At 76.2% G+C, this 16346-nt stretch carries 16 protein-coding genes and 1 pseudogene; 5 read left to right on the top strand and 12 right to left on the bottom strand.

The annotated features are described in order from the left end of the window. Positions 1-82: 82 nt before the first annotated feature. From EV384_RS17910 to EV384_RS17895, 4 genes are all read right to left on the bottom strand, one after another. On the bottom strand, positions 83-286 hold the full coding sequence (locus tag EV384_RS17910; protein WP_130334851.1) for a hypothetical protein: 204 nt from the start codon (positions 284-286) through the stop codon (positions 83-85). Positions 287-297: 11 nt separating this feature from the next. Beyond that, positions 298-1353: a LacI family DNA-binding transcriptional regulator gene (locus EV384_RS17905; RefSeq protein WP_130334849.1), complete on the bottom strand. Its 1056-nt coding sequence runs from the start codon at positions 1351-1353 to the stop codon at positions 298-300. Between the two features lie 114 nt (positions 1354-1467). After that, complete coding sequence (locus EV384_RS17900) at positions 1468-2301, bottom strand: helix-turn-helix domain-containing protein (protein WP_423202966.1); 834 nt, start codon at positions 2299-2301, stop codon at positions 1468-1470. A gap of 184 nt (positions 2302-2485) precedes the next feature. Beyond that, positions 2486-2725 carry a DUF397 domain-containing protein gene (locus tag EV384_RS17895; RefSeq protein ID WP_130334845.1) on the bottom strand — a complete coding sequence of 80 codons (240 nt, stop codon included), beginning with the start codon at positions 2723-2725 and terminating at the stop codon, positions 2486-2488. Positions 2726-2991: 266 nt separating this feature from the next. Here EV384_RS17895 and EV384_RS17890 point away from each other — a divergent pair, with 266 nt between their 5' ends. Beyond that, positions 2992-3642, top strand: coding sequence for a GGDEF domain-containing protein (locus EV384_RS17890; RefSeq protein WP_130334843.1), 651 nt, complete (start codon positions 2992-2994; stop codon positions 3640-3642). Positions 3643-3650: 8 nt separating this feature from the next. Here the strand turns inward: EV384_RS17890 and EV384_RS17885 are convergent, their stop codons facing one another. The 3 genes from EV384_RS17885 to EV384_RS17875 are packed head-to-tail and all read right to left on the bottom strand — an operon-like array spanning position 3651 to position 6055. Beyond that, a complete protein-coding gene (locus EV384_RS17885) occupies positions 3651-4664 on the bottom strand; it encodes a phosphotransferase (protein WP_130334841.1) in 1014 nt (337 codons plus the stop codon). A 43-nt stretch (positions 4665-4707) separates the two neighbouring features. Continuing rightward, complete coding sequence (locus EV384_RS17880) at positions 4708-5202, bottom strand: type II toxin-antitoxin system PemK/MazF family toxin (protein WP_130334839.1); 495 nt, start codon at positions 5200-5202, stop codon at positions 4708-4710. A 10-nt stretch (positions 5203-5212) separates the two neighbouring features. Then, positions 5213-6055 carry a class I SAM-dependent methyltransferase gene (locus EV384_RS17875; protein WP_130334837.1) on the bottom strand — a complete coding sequence of 281 codons (843 nt, stop codon included), beginning with the start codon at positions 6053-6055 and terminating at the stop codon, positions 5213-5215. 54 nt (positions 6056-6109) lie between these two features. On the opposite strand from EV384_RS17875, the gene EV384_RS17870 reads away from it, so the two are divergent. Both EV384_RS17870 and EV384_RS17865 read left to right on the top strand, forming a co-directional pair. Further along, a complete protein-coding gene (locus tag EV384_RS17870) occupies positions 6110-6628 on the top strand; it encodes an NUDIX hydrolase (protein WP_130334835.1) in 519 nt (172 codons plus the stop codon). Between the two features lie 49 nt (positions 6629-6677). Beyond that, the gene (locus EV384_RS17865) at positions 6678-7907 is read left to right on the top strand and encodes a serpin family protein (RefSeq protein WP_130334833.1); all 1230 of its coding nucleotides are present in this window, start codon (positions 6678-6680) and stop codon (positions 7905-7907) included. A gap of 16 nt (positions 7908-7923) precedes the next feature. On the opposite strand, the gene EV384_RS17860 is transcribed toward EV384_RS17865, so the two are convergent. After that, the gene (locus EV384_RS17860) at positions 7924-8322 is read right to left on the bottom strand and encodes a DUF2267 domain-containing protein (protein ID WP_130334831.1); all 399 of its coding nucleotides are present in this window, start codon (positions 8320-8322) and stop codon (positions 7924-7926) included. 80 nt (positions 8323-8402) lie between these two features. Then, positions 8403-9713 (bottom strand): MFS transporter, encoded by a 1311-nt coding sequence (locus tag EV384_RS17855; protein WP_130334829.1) that lies wholly within the window; start codon positions 9711-9713, stop codon positions 8403-8405. Positions 9714-9761: 48 nt separating this feature from the next. Between EV384_RS17855 and EV384_RS17850 the strand changes: the two genes are divergently transcribed. Continuing rightward, positions 9762-11075: an aminotransferase-like domain-containing protein gene (locus EV384_RS17850; protein ID WP_130334827.1), complete on the top strand. Its 1314-nt coding sequence runs from the start codon at positions 9762-9764 to the stop codon at positions 11073-11075. Between the two features lie 3 nt (positions 11076-11078). On the opposite strand, the gene EV384_RS17845 is transcribed toward EV384_RS17850, so the two are convergent. Continuing rightward, positions 11079-11477: an NUDIX hydrolase gene (locus EV384_RS17845; protein ID WP_130334825.1), complete on the bottom strand. Its 399-nt coding sequence runs from the start codon at positions 11475-11477 to the stop codon at positions 11079-11081. 89 nt (positions 11478-11566) lie between these two features. Here EV384_RS17845 and EV384_RS17840 point away from each other — a divergent pair. After that, positions 11567-13531: pseudogene (locus EV384_RS17840) on the top strand (molybdopterin-containing oxidoreductase family protein); the annotation flags it as partial. A gap of 7 nt (positions 13532-13538) precedes the next feature. Here EV384_RS17840 and EV384_RS36085 read toward each other — a convergent pair. Together EV384_RS36085 and EV384_RS17830 are read right to left on the bottom strand one after the other, a co-directional pair. Further along, a complete protein-coding gene (locus EV384_RS36085) occupies positions 13539-14900 on the bottom strand; it encodes an MFS transporter (protein WP_130334821.1) in 1362 nt (453 codons plus the stop codon). Beyond that, entirely contained in the window at positions 14900-16318 is a 1419-nt protein-coding gene (locus EV384_RS17830; protein WP_130334819.1) for an FAD-dependent oxidoreductase, read from the bottom strand. The genes EV384_RS36085 and EV384_RS17830 overlap by 1 nt, the downstream gene beginning before the upstream one ends. Positions 16319-16346 lie beyond the last annotated feature (28 nt).

Raw genomic sequence — 16346 nt, 5'->3', positions numbered from 1 at the left:
GGCACCGGCTGGCCCCCGATGGGGTGATCCGGCTGGCGCCCGGGTGGCCCCGGCCACCCGGGCGGGTCGGCCGCGACGGGACTCAGGAGCAGGTGTGCGGCACGGGCGCCGGCCGGGGTTCCATCAGGTCGGCGAGCCTGCGCAGCGCACCGGCGGCGGCCAGCCGGGTGAGCGTCAGCCGGGCCGGGCGGGGGCGGTCGGGGCGGACCGGCGCGTCGGGCCGGGCCGAGTTGACGTGTCGGGTCACGGCGTCGACGGCGAGGACGTAACCGGTGGGCTGTTCCATGGTGGGCTCCTTCAGACAGGACCGGTGGAGGTGCGGACGACGAGATCGGTGCGGAGCAGGACGTGGCCGGCGGCGGGGTCGGCCGGCGGCTCCAGGAGGAGTTCGGCGGCGATCCGCCCCTTCTCCTCGGCCGGCTGCCGGACGGTGGTGAGGCCGGCCGCGGCGGCCTCGGCGATGTCGTCGAAGCCGGTGACGGAGACGGGGTGCGGAAGTCGTCGACCGGCCTCGGCGAGCGCGTCGAGGACCCCGAGGGCGAGCACGTCGGAGCAGGCCAGCACGGCGGTGGGCGGGGCGTCGCCGGCGAGCGTGGCGGCCACCGCGGCGGCGCCGGCGGCGCGGCTGTTGCCGGTGGCGTTGAGCACGGTGAGCGCGGACCAGCCGACGCCGAGCGCGGCGAACGCGTCGGCGAAGCCGGCGAGCCGGCCCCGGGTGGTGGGGTGCGGGACGTCCGCCGGGCCGGCCAGCCGCAGCGGTCCGGGTGGGGCGTCGGGCAGCACGGTGTCGCCGAGGAGGGCCACCCGCCGGTGGCCGAGGGCGGCGACGTGCTCGGCGACGGTGCGGGCGGCGGCGCGCTCGTCGATGCCGACGTAGCGGTGCGCCGGGTCGGCCCCCTCGGCGGCGGCGGTGGTGACGTAGGGCAGGGCCCGGCCACGGATGGCGTCGAGCGCCCACTCCTCGTCGCCGACGCAGTAGACGCAGAAGCCGTCGACGGCGGCGTTCTCGACGGCGGCGCGGGCGAGCGCCAAATCGGTGGGGAGCGGGACCAGCAGCAGGGCGGCGCCGTGCCGCTCGGCCGCCGCGCTGAGCCCGGCCAGGAAGCGCACCGCGAAGGGGTCGGTGAAGGCGTATGACAGCTGGGAGGTGAAGAGCACGCCGATCGCGCCGACGAAGCCGCGGCGCAGCGACCGGGCGGTCGGGTCGGGCCCGGGGTAGCCGAGCTGCCGCGCGGCGTCGAGGATCCGGCGCCGGAGGGCGGCGGAGAGCTGGTCGGGGCGGCTGTAGGCGTTGGAGACGGTGCTGCGGGAGACACCCACGGCCTTCGCCACGTCCTGCAGGGTCGGTTTCACCGCGACGCCCTTCTGGATCGATTCAGTCTGGATCGATCCAGAGACTACTCGCACGCGTCGGGGACGGTCAATGGCCAAGCCCGCGCCAGCGCGCGGTCGGTGAGCCGGGAACGGTCAGCGCGGGTACAGCTCGTCGGCGATCTGGCCGAGCAGCTCGGGGGTCCGCTCCGGCGGCGCGGCTTCCACGCAGAGCCGCTCCATGGCCAGCGCGTAGTAGTCGAGGTCCTCGCGCTTGTCCAGGTAGATCGCGCTGGTCAACTGCTCGATGTAGACGATGTCCGGGAGGTCCTGGTCGCCGAAGCGCAGGATGGTGAAGGCGCCCCCGGCGGCGGCGTGCCCGCCCGCTTCGAAGGGCACGATCTGAAGCCGGACGTGCGGCGAGGCCGTCGCCTCGATCAGCGCGTCCAACTGCCCGCGCATCACCTCCGGCCCGCCGATCGGCCGGCGCAGCGCGGCCTCGTCGACCACCGCCCAGAGCTGGGGCGGACGGGTCCGGCGCAGCAGCTCCTGGCGCTCCACCCGCAGGTTCACCCGCCGGTCGATCTCCTCTGGCGTGGCGCCGCGGTGGCCGAGCAGGATGACCGCGCGGGCGTACTCGGGGGTCTGCAGCAGGCCGGGGACGAACTGGACCTCGTACGTCCGGATCAGCGCGGCGGCGGCCTCCAGCCCCAGGTAGGACTGGAACCAGGTGGGCAGCACGTCGCCGTACCGGTGCCACCAGCCGGGGCTGTTCGCGTCCCGGGCCAGCTTGAGCAGCGCCGTACGCTCGGCGGTCGCCGAGACACCGTAGAGGGTGAGCAGGTCGGCGACGTCCCGCTCCTTGAAGCCGACCCGGCCGAGCTCCATCCGGCTGATCTTCGACTCGGAGGACCGGATCTCCCAGCCGGCGCCCTCGCGGGTGACCCCGGCGCCCTCGCGGAGCCGCCGCAGTTGCGCCCCGAGCAGCATGCGCAGCACGGTCGGCCCGGTGGCCGGGCCGTCCTCGCCGGGAACCATCGTCACGTGGTCGTCCTTCGCATGCCGACTGTGGCCGACCGGACGCCCCAGTCCGGCCGACGTGTAAGCATGCCATGGACCGTCAGTGAGATGAACTCGTCCGGACGGCCGATCGGTCCCGCGGGCGGGACACGGGTCAGGCGATCAGGTCGTCGAAGTCCCCGTCCCGGGCGCCGAGCACGAAGGCCGTGATCTCGTCCACTGTGTAGATCAGCGCCGGGCCCTCCGGGTGCCGGGAGTTGCGCATCGCGATGCCGGCGCCGTCCGGGAGCTCGGCCAGCTCGACGCAGTTTCCGCTGGGGTTGCTGCGACGGCTCTTCTGCCACCGCAGCGGCGGCAGCTGACTGGTGGGTACGCCATTCTGGGGCTGCTGCATAAGGCGTCTTTCTGTGCCAGAGCCAGCCGATGCCGCGGGAGGAGCGGTGGCGGCGACGAGGGTGGTGTGTCGACAGAGGACGATGATGCACGTGCATCTGCTATTGCATCTGCATTGGACAGCGAGCATGATAACGCACGTGCGGTGTACCCATCCGTTCACTTTGGGTTACCCCGCTCTCCGGGCGACCAGTGGAAACACGGGCCCGGGCCGGGCGGTCGAGGCACCGCCCACGGGAGATCGACGGCTGTGGCGAGGGAGGGTTCGTGCCGGATCCGATGACCGTCGCGTCCGGGATCTCCGCCGCCGGCGCCCTGGTCTCCGTCTGGCAACTGCGCCGCCGGGCGCTGCGCGCAGAGGAGGAGATCGAGCTCCTGCAGGCCGAACTGGCGGCCGAACGGCACGCCGCCAGCCACGATCCGCTGACCGGGCTGCCCAACCGACGGGCCTTCTACCGGCTGGCCGGGACCCTGCTCACCGGCGCCGCCGGCAGCCCGCTGATCGCCGTGGTGCTCGACCTCGACGACTTCAAGCTGGTCAACGACCGGTACGGCCACGCCGCCGGTGACCAGGTGCTGATCAGCGTGGCCCAGCGGCTCGCCGCCTTCGCCGGGGACAACCTGGTCGCCCGGCTCGGCGGCGACGAGTTCGCCGGGCTGCTGGCCAGCCCGACGGTGGACCGGCGGTGGATCGAGCACGCCACCCGGCGGCTCTGCGAGGCCCTCGCCGCGCCGATCCCGCTCGGCAGCCGCACCGTGCAGGTGACCGCGTCCGTCGGGCTCGCCCCGGTGCACGGGCCGACCCAGCTCGCCGAGGCGCTCTGCCGCGCGGACGCGGCGATGTACCAGGCGAAGAGCGTGGCCGCGGCCCGGCCGGCCCGCCAGCTGGTGGAGACCCCGCACCTCGCCGAGTGCTGACCGACTGATCAGTCCCAGCGGCCGAGGTCGCGCAGCGCGTCGCGGGCGAGGCTGACCAGGCCCACCGGGGACAACAGCCCGTCCACGATCTCCAGCGCGCGGACCCGCTCGGCCTCCGGCCGGTCCGCGTCGGCCACGTCCCGGGCCCAGCTACAGATGTCGTCCAGCGCCCGCACGCCGAGGTGGTAGGCGAGCCGGACCGGATCGGGGTCCACCGGGCCGTAGCCGGCGAAGAAGGCCGCCTGCTGGGCCGGGGTCACCGGCGCGAACGCCAGCACGCCGCCGAGCACGAACATCAGGTCGCGTTCCCGGGGCGCGAGCACCGCGTCGTCCCAGTCGATCAGCCAGACCCGCCCGTCCGGGTCGAGCAACAGGTTGCCCAGGTGCGGATCGCCGTGACATACCACCAGGTCCGCGGGCCGGTCCCGCAACTCCGCGCCGAGCCGGTCCACGCGGTCCAGCAGCGTCGACACGTCGGCCGCGGCCGCCCGCCAGCGGGCCGCCACCTCCCGGGTCCACCGGTCGGCCGAGCCGTCCACGGCCCGCAACCGGCGGTCCGTCTCCCGGGTGGCCGCGCCGATCGCCGCGTGGGTGTGGTCCTCCCGGGACAGCAGCGCCGTCAGCTCGTCGGTGGTCGCGACGCCGTGGGTCGCGGCCAGCACCTCGCCGTACGCGCGCCAGTGCGCGGCGCTCATCCCGCCGGCGAGCGCCCGGTCGGCGGAGAGCCACGGCACCACGGAGAGCCGCCGTCCCTCGTGGACCCCGCAGAGCCGACCATCCCCGGTGGTCAGCGGCGCGGCGATGCCCGGCACGCCCTGCCCGGCGAGGTGGGCCGTGACGAGCAGCCCCGCCGGGGTGCCGCCGCCGCTCAGCTTGACCGCCCACTGGGCGCCGTCGGCGGTGGTGGCCCGCCAGAGCCGCGCCGCGTCGTCCGCGCCGTACGGCACCGGCTCGGCGGCCACCAGGACGAGACCGAAGTCCGCCCGCAGCCAGCCGGCCAGCCGGTCGTCCACAGTGGTCATCGGGTCACCCTGCCAATCCCCCGTCCGGCGGTCGTCTGCCGGGTCAGCGCCAGCCGTAGCCGGCACGCAGGGCCTGGCCCACCCGGTCGAAGCGGGTCCGGTCCAGCACCGCGCCCTCGCGCCGGATGCTGTCCTCCCGCATGGTGAGGACCCGGTCGAGACGTACCCAGCTCGGGCGGTTGTCCCGGTCCCAGGCGCCCGGCCCGAGCGCCAGCCAGTGCCGCTGGCCGTCCCGCTCGTCCTGGCTGGAGAGCATCAGCCCGAACAGCGTCCGGCTGTGCCGGCCCACCACCAGCACCGGGCGGTCCTTGCCCTGGCGGGGGTCGTCCTCGTACGGGACCCAGGTCCAGACGATCTCCCCCGGGTCGGCCTGCCCGTCCAGCTCCGGGGCGTACGCGAGCTGGCGACGCTGCAGCGCGGCCACCTGGCGGCGCCGCGCGACCTGGGCCGGGATCGGGCCCGGCTTTTGCGCCGGCGTCGCCGTGCCCCCGGTCATCCGGCCGAACCGCGACGCCACGTTCCTCAACAGACCTGCCACGGCGGGCAGCCTATCCCCCGGTCCCGGGGACCGCGCGGGGCCGCCGGCCGAAATGCGGTGGAGGTACGGCGGAGGCGTCGCCGACGATCATGTGACGCCGGTGCGGACTGAGCCGGTCAACCGGGCGGCGGGCCAGGACCAGCGTGGTGCGCAGGTCCAGCACGACCGTCCCGCCGAACCCGTCGACCGCCGCGCCGACCGCCGCCAGCACCCGCTCCCGCAGCTCGGGCGGCCGCCTAAGCTGCGGGGAGAACGTGCTGACCAGCGCCTGGTACGCCGCCATGGTCAGCGGCACCGCGCGGCGGAAGGGCACCGACCGGACGTCGGCGAAGCGGCCGCGGCCGGCGATGTCGGCGTGGAACCAGTCCTCGGCCGGGTCCTCGTGGCGCGCCGGGTCCGCCGACTCGAACGCCGTCCGTAGCGCGGCGGCCTGCGCCGGGTCGACGTACGCGTAGCGGTGCGCGAAGACGGCCAGGGTGCCGCCCGGGCTCAGCGCGTCGTACGCCCGGCGGTTGCGGGTCTCCGGGTCCAGCCAGTGCCAGGCCATCGCGCAGGCCAGCGCCGGCACCCCGCCCGGCGGTGGCGTCCACTCCTCGAACGGCGCCACCACCACCTCGACCCCGGGGAACCGGGCCGCCAGCAGCTCGGCCATCCGCGCGTCCGGCTCCACGCAGGTCATCGGCGCGCCCAACCCGAGCAGCATCCCGGTGGCCCGGCCCGTCCCGGCGCCCACCTCGACCAGCCGGGCGGGCACCCCGCCGTGGTACCCGCGGATCGCCTCGACGATCTCCGGCGGGTAGCCCGGACGCGCCTCGTCGTAGCTGCCGGCCACCTCACCGAAAAGCTGGGACATGACGCCATCGTGGCAGGGTGGACGCGGACACGTGACCCCTGGGGAGGGAACCTCATGACCGACGAACTGCCCCGGGACCTGCCGGTCCTGGAACGCCGCGCGGTCCGGGTGGTGGTGCTCGACGCCGAGGAGCGGGTGCTGCTCTTCCACACCCGCGACCCGGACCACCCCCGGCTCGGCACCTGGTGGGAGCTGCCGGGCGGCGGCCTCGACCCCGGCGAGACGTACCTCGACGCGGCAGTGCGGGAGCTGCGCGAGGAGACCGGAATTCGGGTGGGGCCGGACCAGATCGGGGCGCCTCGCTGGCGGCGGCGGGCCAGCTTCGTCCACCGCCAGCTGCGGCACCTGCAGGACGAGGTGGTCGTGCCGGTGCGGGTGCCGGGCCGCGGCCCGGCGGTCGACGAGTCGGACCGGCTCGACTACGAGGTGGAGGACTACTTCGGCTTCCGCTGGTGGGCGGTCGGCGAGATCGTGGCCAGCCGGGAACGCTTCTACCCGGGGCGGCTGCCGGCGCTGCTCACCCCGTTCCTGGCCGGCGAGGAGATCGACGAGCCGTTCGAACTCTGGTCCTGACGGGCCCGGTGAGCGTGCCGAACCGGCCGGCGGTCGGCAGAGTGGAGCCATGACGAGCCTCCAGGAGCCCCTCGCCCGGTACGCCGAGCGCCTGCACGCCGCCGTCGACCCCGGCCACCACGTCGCCTCCCCGCTCGGCGCGTGGCTGCTGCTGGCGCTCTGCGGACCGGCGGCGACCGGCGCCGAGCGGGACGACCTGGCGGACGTGCTCGGCATGGACCCGTCGGACGCCGCCGCGACGGCGGCCGCGCTGCTGGCCGAGCCGCACCCGCTGGTGCCCGCCGCGACCGCCGTCTGGCACCGCGCCGGGTACGAACCCGCCGGCCTCGCCGACTGGTACGCCGGCCTGCCGCCGCGCACCGCGACCGGGCCGCTGCCATCGCAGGACGCGCTGGACGGCTGGGCCCGGGAGCACACCCTCGGGCTGATCGACCGGTTCCCGCTGCGGATCTCGCCGCAGGTGGTGCTGGCCCTGGCCAGCGCGCTGGCCACCCGGATCTCCTGGGCGGAGCCGTTCGACCTGGCCCCCGCCGCGGCCCTCGGGCCGGCCGGCGGCTGGGCCGCTTCGCTCACCCGGGCGCTGCGCTCCCCCGAGCGCGGCCACCGGTGCTGGATCGCCGCCACCGACCGGGCCGGCGAGGTGATCGTGCACGTGGCGACGGCCCAGCCGGCGGCCACGGAGGGTGGCCGGGCGGGGCTGACGGTGCTGTCGGTGGCCGCCGCGCCCGAGGTGCCGCCGGGTGACGTGCTGGCCGTCGCGTACCGGTTCGGCGCGGCGGCGGTGGGCGGCGGCGAGCCGGGCCGGCGGTCGCTGTTCGACCTGCCGCTGGGCGAGACGGCACTGTGGAGCGTGCGCGAGGAGCGAGTGCGTACCCGGGCCCGGGACGGCCGGGAGGAGCGCCACTCGGCGGTGCTGCCCTGCTGGTCGGCGCGGAGCGAGCACGACCTCACCGCCTCCCGACTGGGCTTCCCGGCGGCGGTCAGGGCCGTGGCCGGCCCCGACGCGAAGGCCGAGGCCCGGCAGGCGGCGATGGCCCGGTTCGGCCGGTACGGCTTCGAGGCGGCCGCGGTGACCGGCGCGTTCGCCCTGGTCAGCCTGCCGCCGGAGGGGGTGGCCCGGACCGCCGAGCTGCGCTTCGGCCACCCGTACGCGGTGGTGGCGGTGGCCACCGACGAGCGGCCGGACGGGGTGGGCCCGTGGCACGGGGTACCGGTCTTCTCCGCCTGGGTGGCCGAACCGGAGGAGCCGTCCGCCGCCGACCTCGCCGGCCCGTCCTGACGGTCGGCGAGCCTCGTCAGCCGCCGTACGGCGGTCGCGGGATCGGGTCGACCATCGCGTCGAAGCCCTTCGGCAGCTGGGCCATGAGGTCCTGGAACTCGCCGACGGTGACCGCCTCGCGCAGGGTGGTCAGGACCGCCCGCACCCCCACCTCGGCGACCGCCGGGTCGACCCCGGCCCGGTCGGCCACCCGGTACAGGAACGCCACCGTGCCCGCGGTCGGGCCACCGTCGCCGGCCGGGGCGGTGAGGTACGCGCTCAGCTCGTCCGGCAGCTGGGCGGCGAGTTCGTCCGCCTCGCCCCCGGTCACCCGCTCGGCGAGGGTCTGCAGGGTGGCGCGGGAGATCATGGCGGCCTGCCCTGGGGGCAGCTCGGACCGGCGGGACACCGCCTCGACGAATCGGGGAAACTGCACGCCGCCCTCCTGTCGTCGCCGGCCACGCAGCGCCGGAGCCGGCACGCGGTTACCCCCGGCCGGCGCCGCCAAACGGTCCCTCACCGCCCGGCGGGCACGGCCCCGGCCGGGACCGGCGCCCGGTCCGGGGCGGGGATCTCGACGGTCCGCCAGACGGGCGACCAGCGGACGAGCAGCGCCGCCGCGGCCATGCCCACCGCGGCCGACGCGAGGTACGCCGGCGCGCCCAGCAGCGCGGTCAGCGCCCCGCCGAGGGCGGCACCGAGGGGCATCGTCCCCCAGATGAAGAACCGGCTGGTGGCGGTCATCCGGGACAGCATCCCGGCGGGCGTGGCCGCCTGCCGCAGGCTGACCGCGTTGACGTTGTAGAGCCCGCTGGCGAAGGCGCTCACCGCCAGCCCCGCGCCGATCCAGAGCGGGTGCGGCAGCAGCACCAGCGCCGCGCCGGCCTGGAGCACCGCCGCGCCGGCGATGGCCCGCCCGACGCCGAGGCGGGACCGGGCCCGGCCGGCGACCGCCGCGCCGAGCAGGTACCCGACGTTCGCGGCGGCGATCAGCAGCCCCACCGTGGCGGCGGGCAGGCGCAGCTCGCGGACCGCGTACACCAGCAGCATGGCGAGGAAACCGGCGTGCCAGAGGTTGGTCAGGCCGGAGCAGAGGGTCAGCGCCCGGACCACCGGGTCACCGAGCACGAAGCGCACCCCGCCGGCGGCGTCCCGCCACACGTCGCCCGCGCCGGTGGCCCGACTCGGGGCCAGCCGGGGCGTACCGGCGAGGAAGAGCGCCGAGGCGACGAAGCTAACCACGTCGACGAGGAGGGCGACCGGCGCGCCGAGCGCGCCGACCAGGAGACCGGCGAGTCCGGGGCCGGCGGTCTGCCCGACCGCCCGGGTCGCCTCGAGGCGGGCGTTGGCGTCGGCCAGCCGGCCGCGGGGCGCCACCGCGGGCACCGCCGCGAAGTAGGCCACGTCGAAGAGCACCGTGGCGCAGCCGGCCAGCAGCGCCACCGCCACCAGGTGGGCGAGGGTGAGCAGCCCGGCCGCCCAGGCCAGCGGCACGCTGGCCAGCAGCAGGGCCCGGGCCAGGTCGGCGCCGACCAGCACGGCGCGGCGCGGCAACCGGTCGACGATCGCGCCGGCCGGGATGCCGAGCAGCAGGTACGGCAGGGTGGTGGCGGCGGTCAGCGCGGCGACCCCGGTCGGTCCGGCGCCGAGCGCGGTCAGCGCGGCCAGGGGCAGCGCCACCGTGGTGACGTGGGTGCCGAGGGTGCTCACCGCGTCGGAGAGCCAGAGCCGGCGGAAGGTGGCGTGCCGCCACAGGGCGGCGGAGATGACGGTCATGGGGGCAGCGTCGACGACGTACCCGGGCAGGCCGGCGGCCACGATTGTCACGGTGACAATCCGACGGCCGCCGGGCCGCGCGGCGGCTAGATTGTCACAGTGACAATCTGGGAGCCCGCGGGGCTGTCCGGGACCGGTCCCCGCTATCTGGCGCTCGCCGACGCGATCGGCGCCGACATCGCCGCCGGCCGCCTCACCGCCGGTGACCGGCTGCCGGCGCAGCGGGAGCTGGCCCGGCGGCTCGGCGTCACGATCGCCACCGTCGGCCGCGCCTACCAGGTCGCCGCGCGGCGCGGGCTGCTCACCGGCGAGGTCGGCCGGGGCACCTTCGTCGCCCCGGCCCCCGCCGCCACCGCACCCGCCACCGCGCCGGTGCTCGACGTCGCCGCCGTCCATCCGCCCGGGCACGGGCCGGTGCACCGGGCGGTCGCGCCGATCCTGCACCGGATCGCCGCCGATCCCCTGGCCGTCGGCGCGGAGGACGCCGATGCGGTCCGGCACCGCATCGCCGGCGCTCGGTGGATGGCCCAGGCCGGCTGGCGTCCCGAGCCCGACCAGGTCGAGGTGACCGCCGGCGGGCAGCACGGACTCGCCGCCGCGCTGGCCGCGCTGGCCCAGCCCCGGCAGGTGGTGGTCACCACCGAGCTGACCAACCCGGGCCTGCTCGCCGCCGCGCGGCTGCTCCGGATCGAGCTGGCGACCGTGCCGAGCGACGCGGCCGGGCCCCGCCCGGACGCCATCGACCGGCTCTGCGCCCGACGCCGGGTGGCCGCGCTGCACCTGCACCCCACCCTGCACAACCCGACCGGACTCACCATGCCGGCCGAACGCCGCCGGGAGATCGCCGCCGTCGCCGCCGGCCACGACCTGACCGTGATCGAGGAGGATCCGTTCGGCGCGCTGCTGCCCGACCGGCCGCCGCCGGTCGCCGCGTGGCATCCCCGCACGGTCCACCTCACCGGCATCACCAAGACCCTCGCCCCGGGCCTGCGGATCGGCTACCGGCACGCCCCGCCGGCGCTCGCCGAGCCGCTGCGCGCCGCCGCCCGGGCGCTCGCCTGGGCGCCCGCGCCGCTGGTCGCCGAGGTGGCCACCCAGCTCGTACTGGGCGGGGCGGCGCACCAGCTCGCCGCCGCCCGCTCCGCCGAGCTGGCCGGGCGCGCCGCGCTCGCCCGCGAGCTGCTCGGCGACCGGGTGGCCGCCACCGGGCCGGCGCCCTTCGCCTGGCTGCGCCTGGGCCACGGCGCCGACGCAGTGACCACGCTCGCCCGCCGCCGGGGCGTCGCGGTCGCCGGCACCGACGAGTTCGCCGTCCGGCGCGGGGCCGCGGCCGGCCTGCGGGTCAGCCTCAGCGCCGACGACGCGACGGTACGCGGGGCGCTGCGCGCCCTGGCCCGGCTGCTGCCGCGCTGACCGTCAGCGGAGCGTGCCCTCGGCCCGGAACCGGTCGAAGATGAGCTGGTCCACCGGGGAGACCCGGTGCCGGTCGGCGTATCCGAGCCAGGCCAGCTCCGCGATCTCGCTCGCCGGGTGCAGCTCGCCCCGGTAGTCGGCGGTGTAGCAGGTCATCCGGACCAGCGTGCCGGCCGCGTGCCCGTGCGCCTGCGCCGAGAAGGTGCCGACGTGGACGGCCGACTCCCGTAGCACCGCGACGCCCAACTCCTCGGCGATCTCCCGGCCCAGGGTGTCCAGGTCGGTCTCGCCGGCCTCCCGCTTGCCGCCGGGCAGGTACCAGACGTCCCTGCCCCGCGAGCGGGTGCTGAGGATGCGGCCGTCCTCGATCCGGATCCAGGCCACCTTGTCGATCTCGGGCACGGCAACTCCTCGGCTGGGGACGGCGGTCAACTGTAGAGCGGGCACAACGCCGGGCGGCCGGGCGGCCGGGCGGCCGGTAGCATCGGTCCATGTCCCGCGCCACCCATCCCGGCGCCTGCCCACTGGACTGCCCGGACACCTGCACCTGGCAGCTCACCGTCGAGGACGGTCGGGCGGTCGCGCTGCGCGGCGACCGCGACCATCCGTTCACCCGGGGCGCGCTCTGCGGCAAGGTCAACCGCTACCTGGACGCGGTCAACGGGCCCGACCGGCTGACCCACCCGCTGATGCGGACCGGGCCGAAGGGCGTGGGGCCGGTCTCCTACCGGCCGGCCAGCTGGGACGAGGCGATCGGCCGGGTGGCGGCCGGGCTGCGGGCCAGCATCGACCGGGACGGCCCGGAGGCGGTCCTGCCCTACTACTTCGCCGGCACGATGGGCCTGGTCCAGGGCTGGACGATGGGTCCACGCCTCTTCGCGCACCTCGGCGCGTCCCGGCTGGACACCACGATCTGCACCGCCGCCGCGCGGGCCGCGCTGGGCTCCCTGCTCGGCGGCTCGGTCGGCTTCGAGCCGGAGTCCATCGTGGACGCCAAGCTGATCGTGCTCTGGGGCGCCAACCTGCTCTCCACCAACCTGCACCAGTGGCCCTTCGTTCAACAGGCGCGGCAGCGGAGCGCGTACGTCGTCACCATCGACCCGCTGCGCACGGACACCGCAGCCCGCAGCGACGAGCACGTCGCGCCGCTGCCCGGCACGGACGCCGCCCTGGCCCTGGGGCTGATGCGGCTCGTCCGCGACGCTGGCGCCGCCGACCGGGACTGGCTGGCCGCGCACACGGTCGGCTGGCCGGAGCTGTCGGCACGGCTCGACGAGTGGCCGGCCGAGCGGGCCGCCGCCGAGTGCGGGCTCGACGTCGAGGTCGTCCGGCGGCTGGGCGAGCGGATCGCCACCACCCGGCCCACCGCGATCCGGGTCGGGCTCGGGCCGCAGCGCCACCACGGGGCCGGCCAGGCGATCCGGGCGATCTGCGCGCTGTCGCTGGTCACCGGCGACTTCCGGTACCCGGGCGGGGGTGCGCTCTGCACGACCAGCGGCCACCACCGGGTGCCCCTCGACCCGGTGGTCCGCCCGCGCGACATGCCGGCGCCGCCGGCCAGGTCGATCAACATGAGCCGGCTGGCGGCCGTGCTCACCGGCGAGGCCGATCCGCCGGTGACGTCGCTGGTCGTCTTCAACTCCAACCCGGCGGCCACCGCGCCCGACCAGCGCCGGCTGCACGCGGGCCTGCGCCGCGCCGACCTGTTCACCGTGGTGCTGGAGCAGCGCTGGACGGACACCTGCGACTTCGCCGACATCGTGCTGCCGGCCACCATGCAGCCCGAACACCTCGACCTGCAGACCTCCTACGGCCACCACTACACGACGCTCAACCTGCCGGCGACCCGGGCGCCCGGCGAGGCGCTGCCGAACACCGAGATCTTCCGGCGGATCGCGGCCGCGCTCGGCCTCGACCACCCCCGCCTGCGGGACAGCGACGAGGACCTGGCCCGGCAGTTGCTCCGCGACGCGCCGGTCAGCTTCGAGGAGCTGCGCGAGCGGACGTACGCCCGGGCCACCGGAGTCGCCGTCGGGTCGGCGCCGTACGCCGAGGGTGGCTTCCCCACCCCGGACGGGCGGGCCCGGCTGCTCGACCCGCGGCTCGCCGGGCACGGGGTGGACCCGCTGGTGGGCTACACCCCGCCGGCGGAGGCCGCCGACCCGGAGCTGGCCCGGCGCTTCCCGCTGGTGCTGATCTCCCCGGCCGGCCGGTTCCTCATGAACTCCACCTTCGCCTCGCTCCCCTGGCACGCCGGCCGGACCGGGCCGCCCAGGGTGCACCTGCACCCCGACGACGCGGCGGCCCGGGGCCTGGCCGACGGCGACGCGGTGCGGGTGCACAACGACCGCGGGGCGTTCCTGGCGGCGGTCGCGGTGGACGACGCGACCCGGCCGGGGCTGGCGTTCACCTACAAGGCGTACTGGGCGCGGCTGAGCCCCGGCGGGACCACGGTCAACGCGGTCACCGCGGTCCGCGACACCGACCTGGGCGGCGGCCCGACCTTTCACGACACCCGAGTCGAGGTCGAGCCGGCGCCGGTGGAGCTGCCGGCGGTGGAGACGGCGCCGGGGCCCGTCCGGGAAACCGCCGGTCCGCGCGGATGAGCATGCCGACGGCGGCGACCGCACAACAGCCGGCGACCATGCCGAGCAGGAGCCGGTAGCCGCCGGCCGAGTGCGGTACGGCGGCCGCGCCGAGGGGCGCGGTGGCCTTGGCGATCGTGACGGACGCCGCCATCCGGCCGGCGATGCTCGCGTACGCGGTGCTGCCGTAGCGGTCGGCGAGCAGGGTCGGCTTGGCGAGGCTGGCGACGCCGAAGCCCAGTCCGAAGCCGACGATCCCGATGACGGCCCCGGTGCGGGTGCCGGCGAGCCAGGGCAGCGCGAGGGCGGCGGCGGCCTGGACGGCGAAGATGACCGCCACGACGGTGCTGACCCGCAGTCGGCGTCGGACACCGGTGAGGACGAGCCGGCCGGTGACCGACAGGATGCCGAGCAGGCCGGCGGTGGTCGCGGCGAACGTGGCGGGGTGACCACGGCTGACCAGAAAGCCGACGAGGTGCACGGTCATGATGCTGGTGGCCGCCCCGTGCGCGACGAAGGTTCCGGCCAGGATCCAGAACCGGGCGTCCCGCATCGCGGCCCTGCCGACCGCGCGCCGCTGGGCGTGGTCAGGCGGTGTCGGGCCGGCGGGCGCCGTCGTCGCTGCCGACCGGGGCCGGCGGATGGTGAGCGCGTGCAGGGGCACGGTTACCAGGCCATGGATGACGGCGAGGACGAGTAGCGCGCCGCGCCAGCCGAGGTGTTCGGTCAGGAGGCCGGTCAGCGGCATGAAGATGGTGCTGGCGAACCCGGCCACGATCGTCACCACCAGCAGGGCCGTGGCGCGTCGGTCCGGAGTGAACCACGAGACGATGACGGCGAAGGCGGGCTCGTAGAGGACCATCGCGCCGGTGATCCCGATGCCGATCATGACGGCGTAGAGCTGGCCGATGGTGTGGACCTGGGACCAGGCCACGAGCAGGGCGGTGGCGGTGATCGAACCGACGGTCATCAGCGCACGACCGCCGTGGTGGTCGAGCCACCGGCCAACCGGGATGGCCATGAGGGCGCCGGCGAGGACGGAGGCGGTGAGGGCGCCGGTGACCGCGGTGGTGGACGCGCCGACGCTGGCGGCCATCGAGTTCAGCAGGACCGCGTAGGCGTAGTAGAGGGTGCCGTAGCCGACGGTGGAGGTGACGGCGAGGGCGGCGACGGTCCGCCAGCCATGGGCGTGGTGCCCGCCGACCGTGGGGCCGGCGGGCACCGTCCTGGTGGCGGGCATCAGCTGCCGCAGCAGCCGCCGGTCTGGCCGCCGGTGGGGGCGGCGTCGAGGGTGATGAGGCTCAGCGGCGCGGACAGCAGGCCACCGGAGATGCCGGTGGCGAGCCCGCGCGCTGCCGGCTCGGCGGTCGGGGCCGGCCCGCAGCAGCTGTCGCCGGTTGCGGAGTCGGCGGGGTTGCTTTTGCAGACCCCGGTCTCGGGCAGGTCGAGCTGGACGTCGCGGGCGGCCGCCCAGTCGCCGGCGAGGGCGGCGACGACTGAGCGGACCTGCTCGTAGCCGGTGGCCATGAGGAATGTCGGCGCCCGGCCGTAGCTCTTCATGCCGACCGCGTAGTAGCCGACCTCCGGGTGGGCGAGCTCGTCCACGCCGTGCGGGGGCACGGTGCCGCAGGAGTGCTCGTTCGGGTCGATCAGCGGCGCGAGGGCGCGGGTGGCGCCCATGACCGGGTCCAGGTCCAGGCGCAGCTCGGCGGCGATGGAGTGGTCGGGGCGGAAACCGGTGGCGGCGACGATGCGGTCCACGTCGACGGACTCGTCGCTGCCGTCGGCGTGCCGCACGACCATCGCGACGCGACCGTCGGTGGGGCTGAGAGCGTGCACGGAGAAGCCGGTGAGCAGCCGGATCCGGCCGGCGTCGACGTGCTCGCGCAGCCGGGAGCCGAGCGCGCCGCGCGCCGGGAGGGCGTCAGCGTCGCCGCCTCCGTAGGTGCGCGCCGGTGAGGTGGTCCGGATCGCCCAGGTCACCTCGGTGCCCGGCTCGTCGGCTGCCAGTTCCGCCAGGGAGAGCAGAGTGTTCGCCGCCGAGTGGCCGGCTCCGACGACCAGGGTGTGCCGGCCGGCGAACCGATCCCGGTCCGCGCCGAGGACGTCCGGCAGCGCGTGCTCCAGGTACACCGCCACGTCGCCCTCGCCCGGAGCGGGCAGGCCGGACGCGCCGAGGACGTTCGGGGTGCCCCAGGTGCCGGAGGCGTCGATGACGGCCCGGGCGAGCACCTCGTCGCCGTCGGCGAGTCGGACCAGGAACGGCGTGGTGTCGCGGCCGGCGGTACGCAGCCGGTCCAGGCCCAGGCGGCTGATCGCCTCGACCCGGGCGCCGTAGCGCAGGTGGGGCTTGAGCTGCGGCAGTTCGGCCAGGGGCTGGAGGTAGCCGGCGACGAGCTCGGCGCCGGTGGGGAGGGCGTCGAGGTCGGGGGCGACCCAGCCGGCCTCGTCGAGCAGCCGCCGGGCGGCGGCGTCGATGTCGTACCGCCAGGGGGAGAAGATCCGCACGTGACCCCACTGCCGTACGGCCGCGCCGGCGCTGTCGCCGGCCTCCACGACGGTGAAGGGCAGGCCGCGCTCGCGCAGATGCGCGGCGGCGGCGAGGCCGACCGGGCCCGCGCCGATCACCACGACGGGCAGTTCGTCCAGGACGCTCATCAGACAACTCCTCTGTCTAGAGACTTGT

It is taken from the genome of Micromonospora kangleipakensis (assembly GCF_004217615.1).
In the GTDB taxonomy this organism is placed as follows: domain Bacteria; phylum Actinomycetota; class Actinomycetes; order Mycobacteriales; family Micromonosporaceae; genus Micromonospora; species Micromonospora kangleipakensis.
The sequence above is the reverse complement of the archived record's forward strand: the minus strand, read 5'-3'. Positions and strand labels throughout refer to the sequence as shown.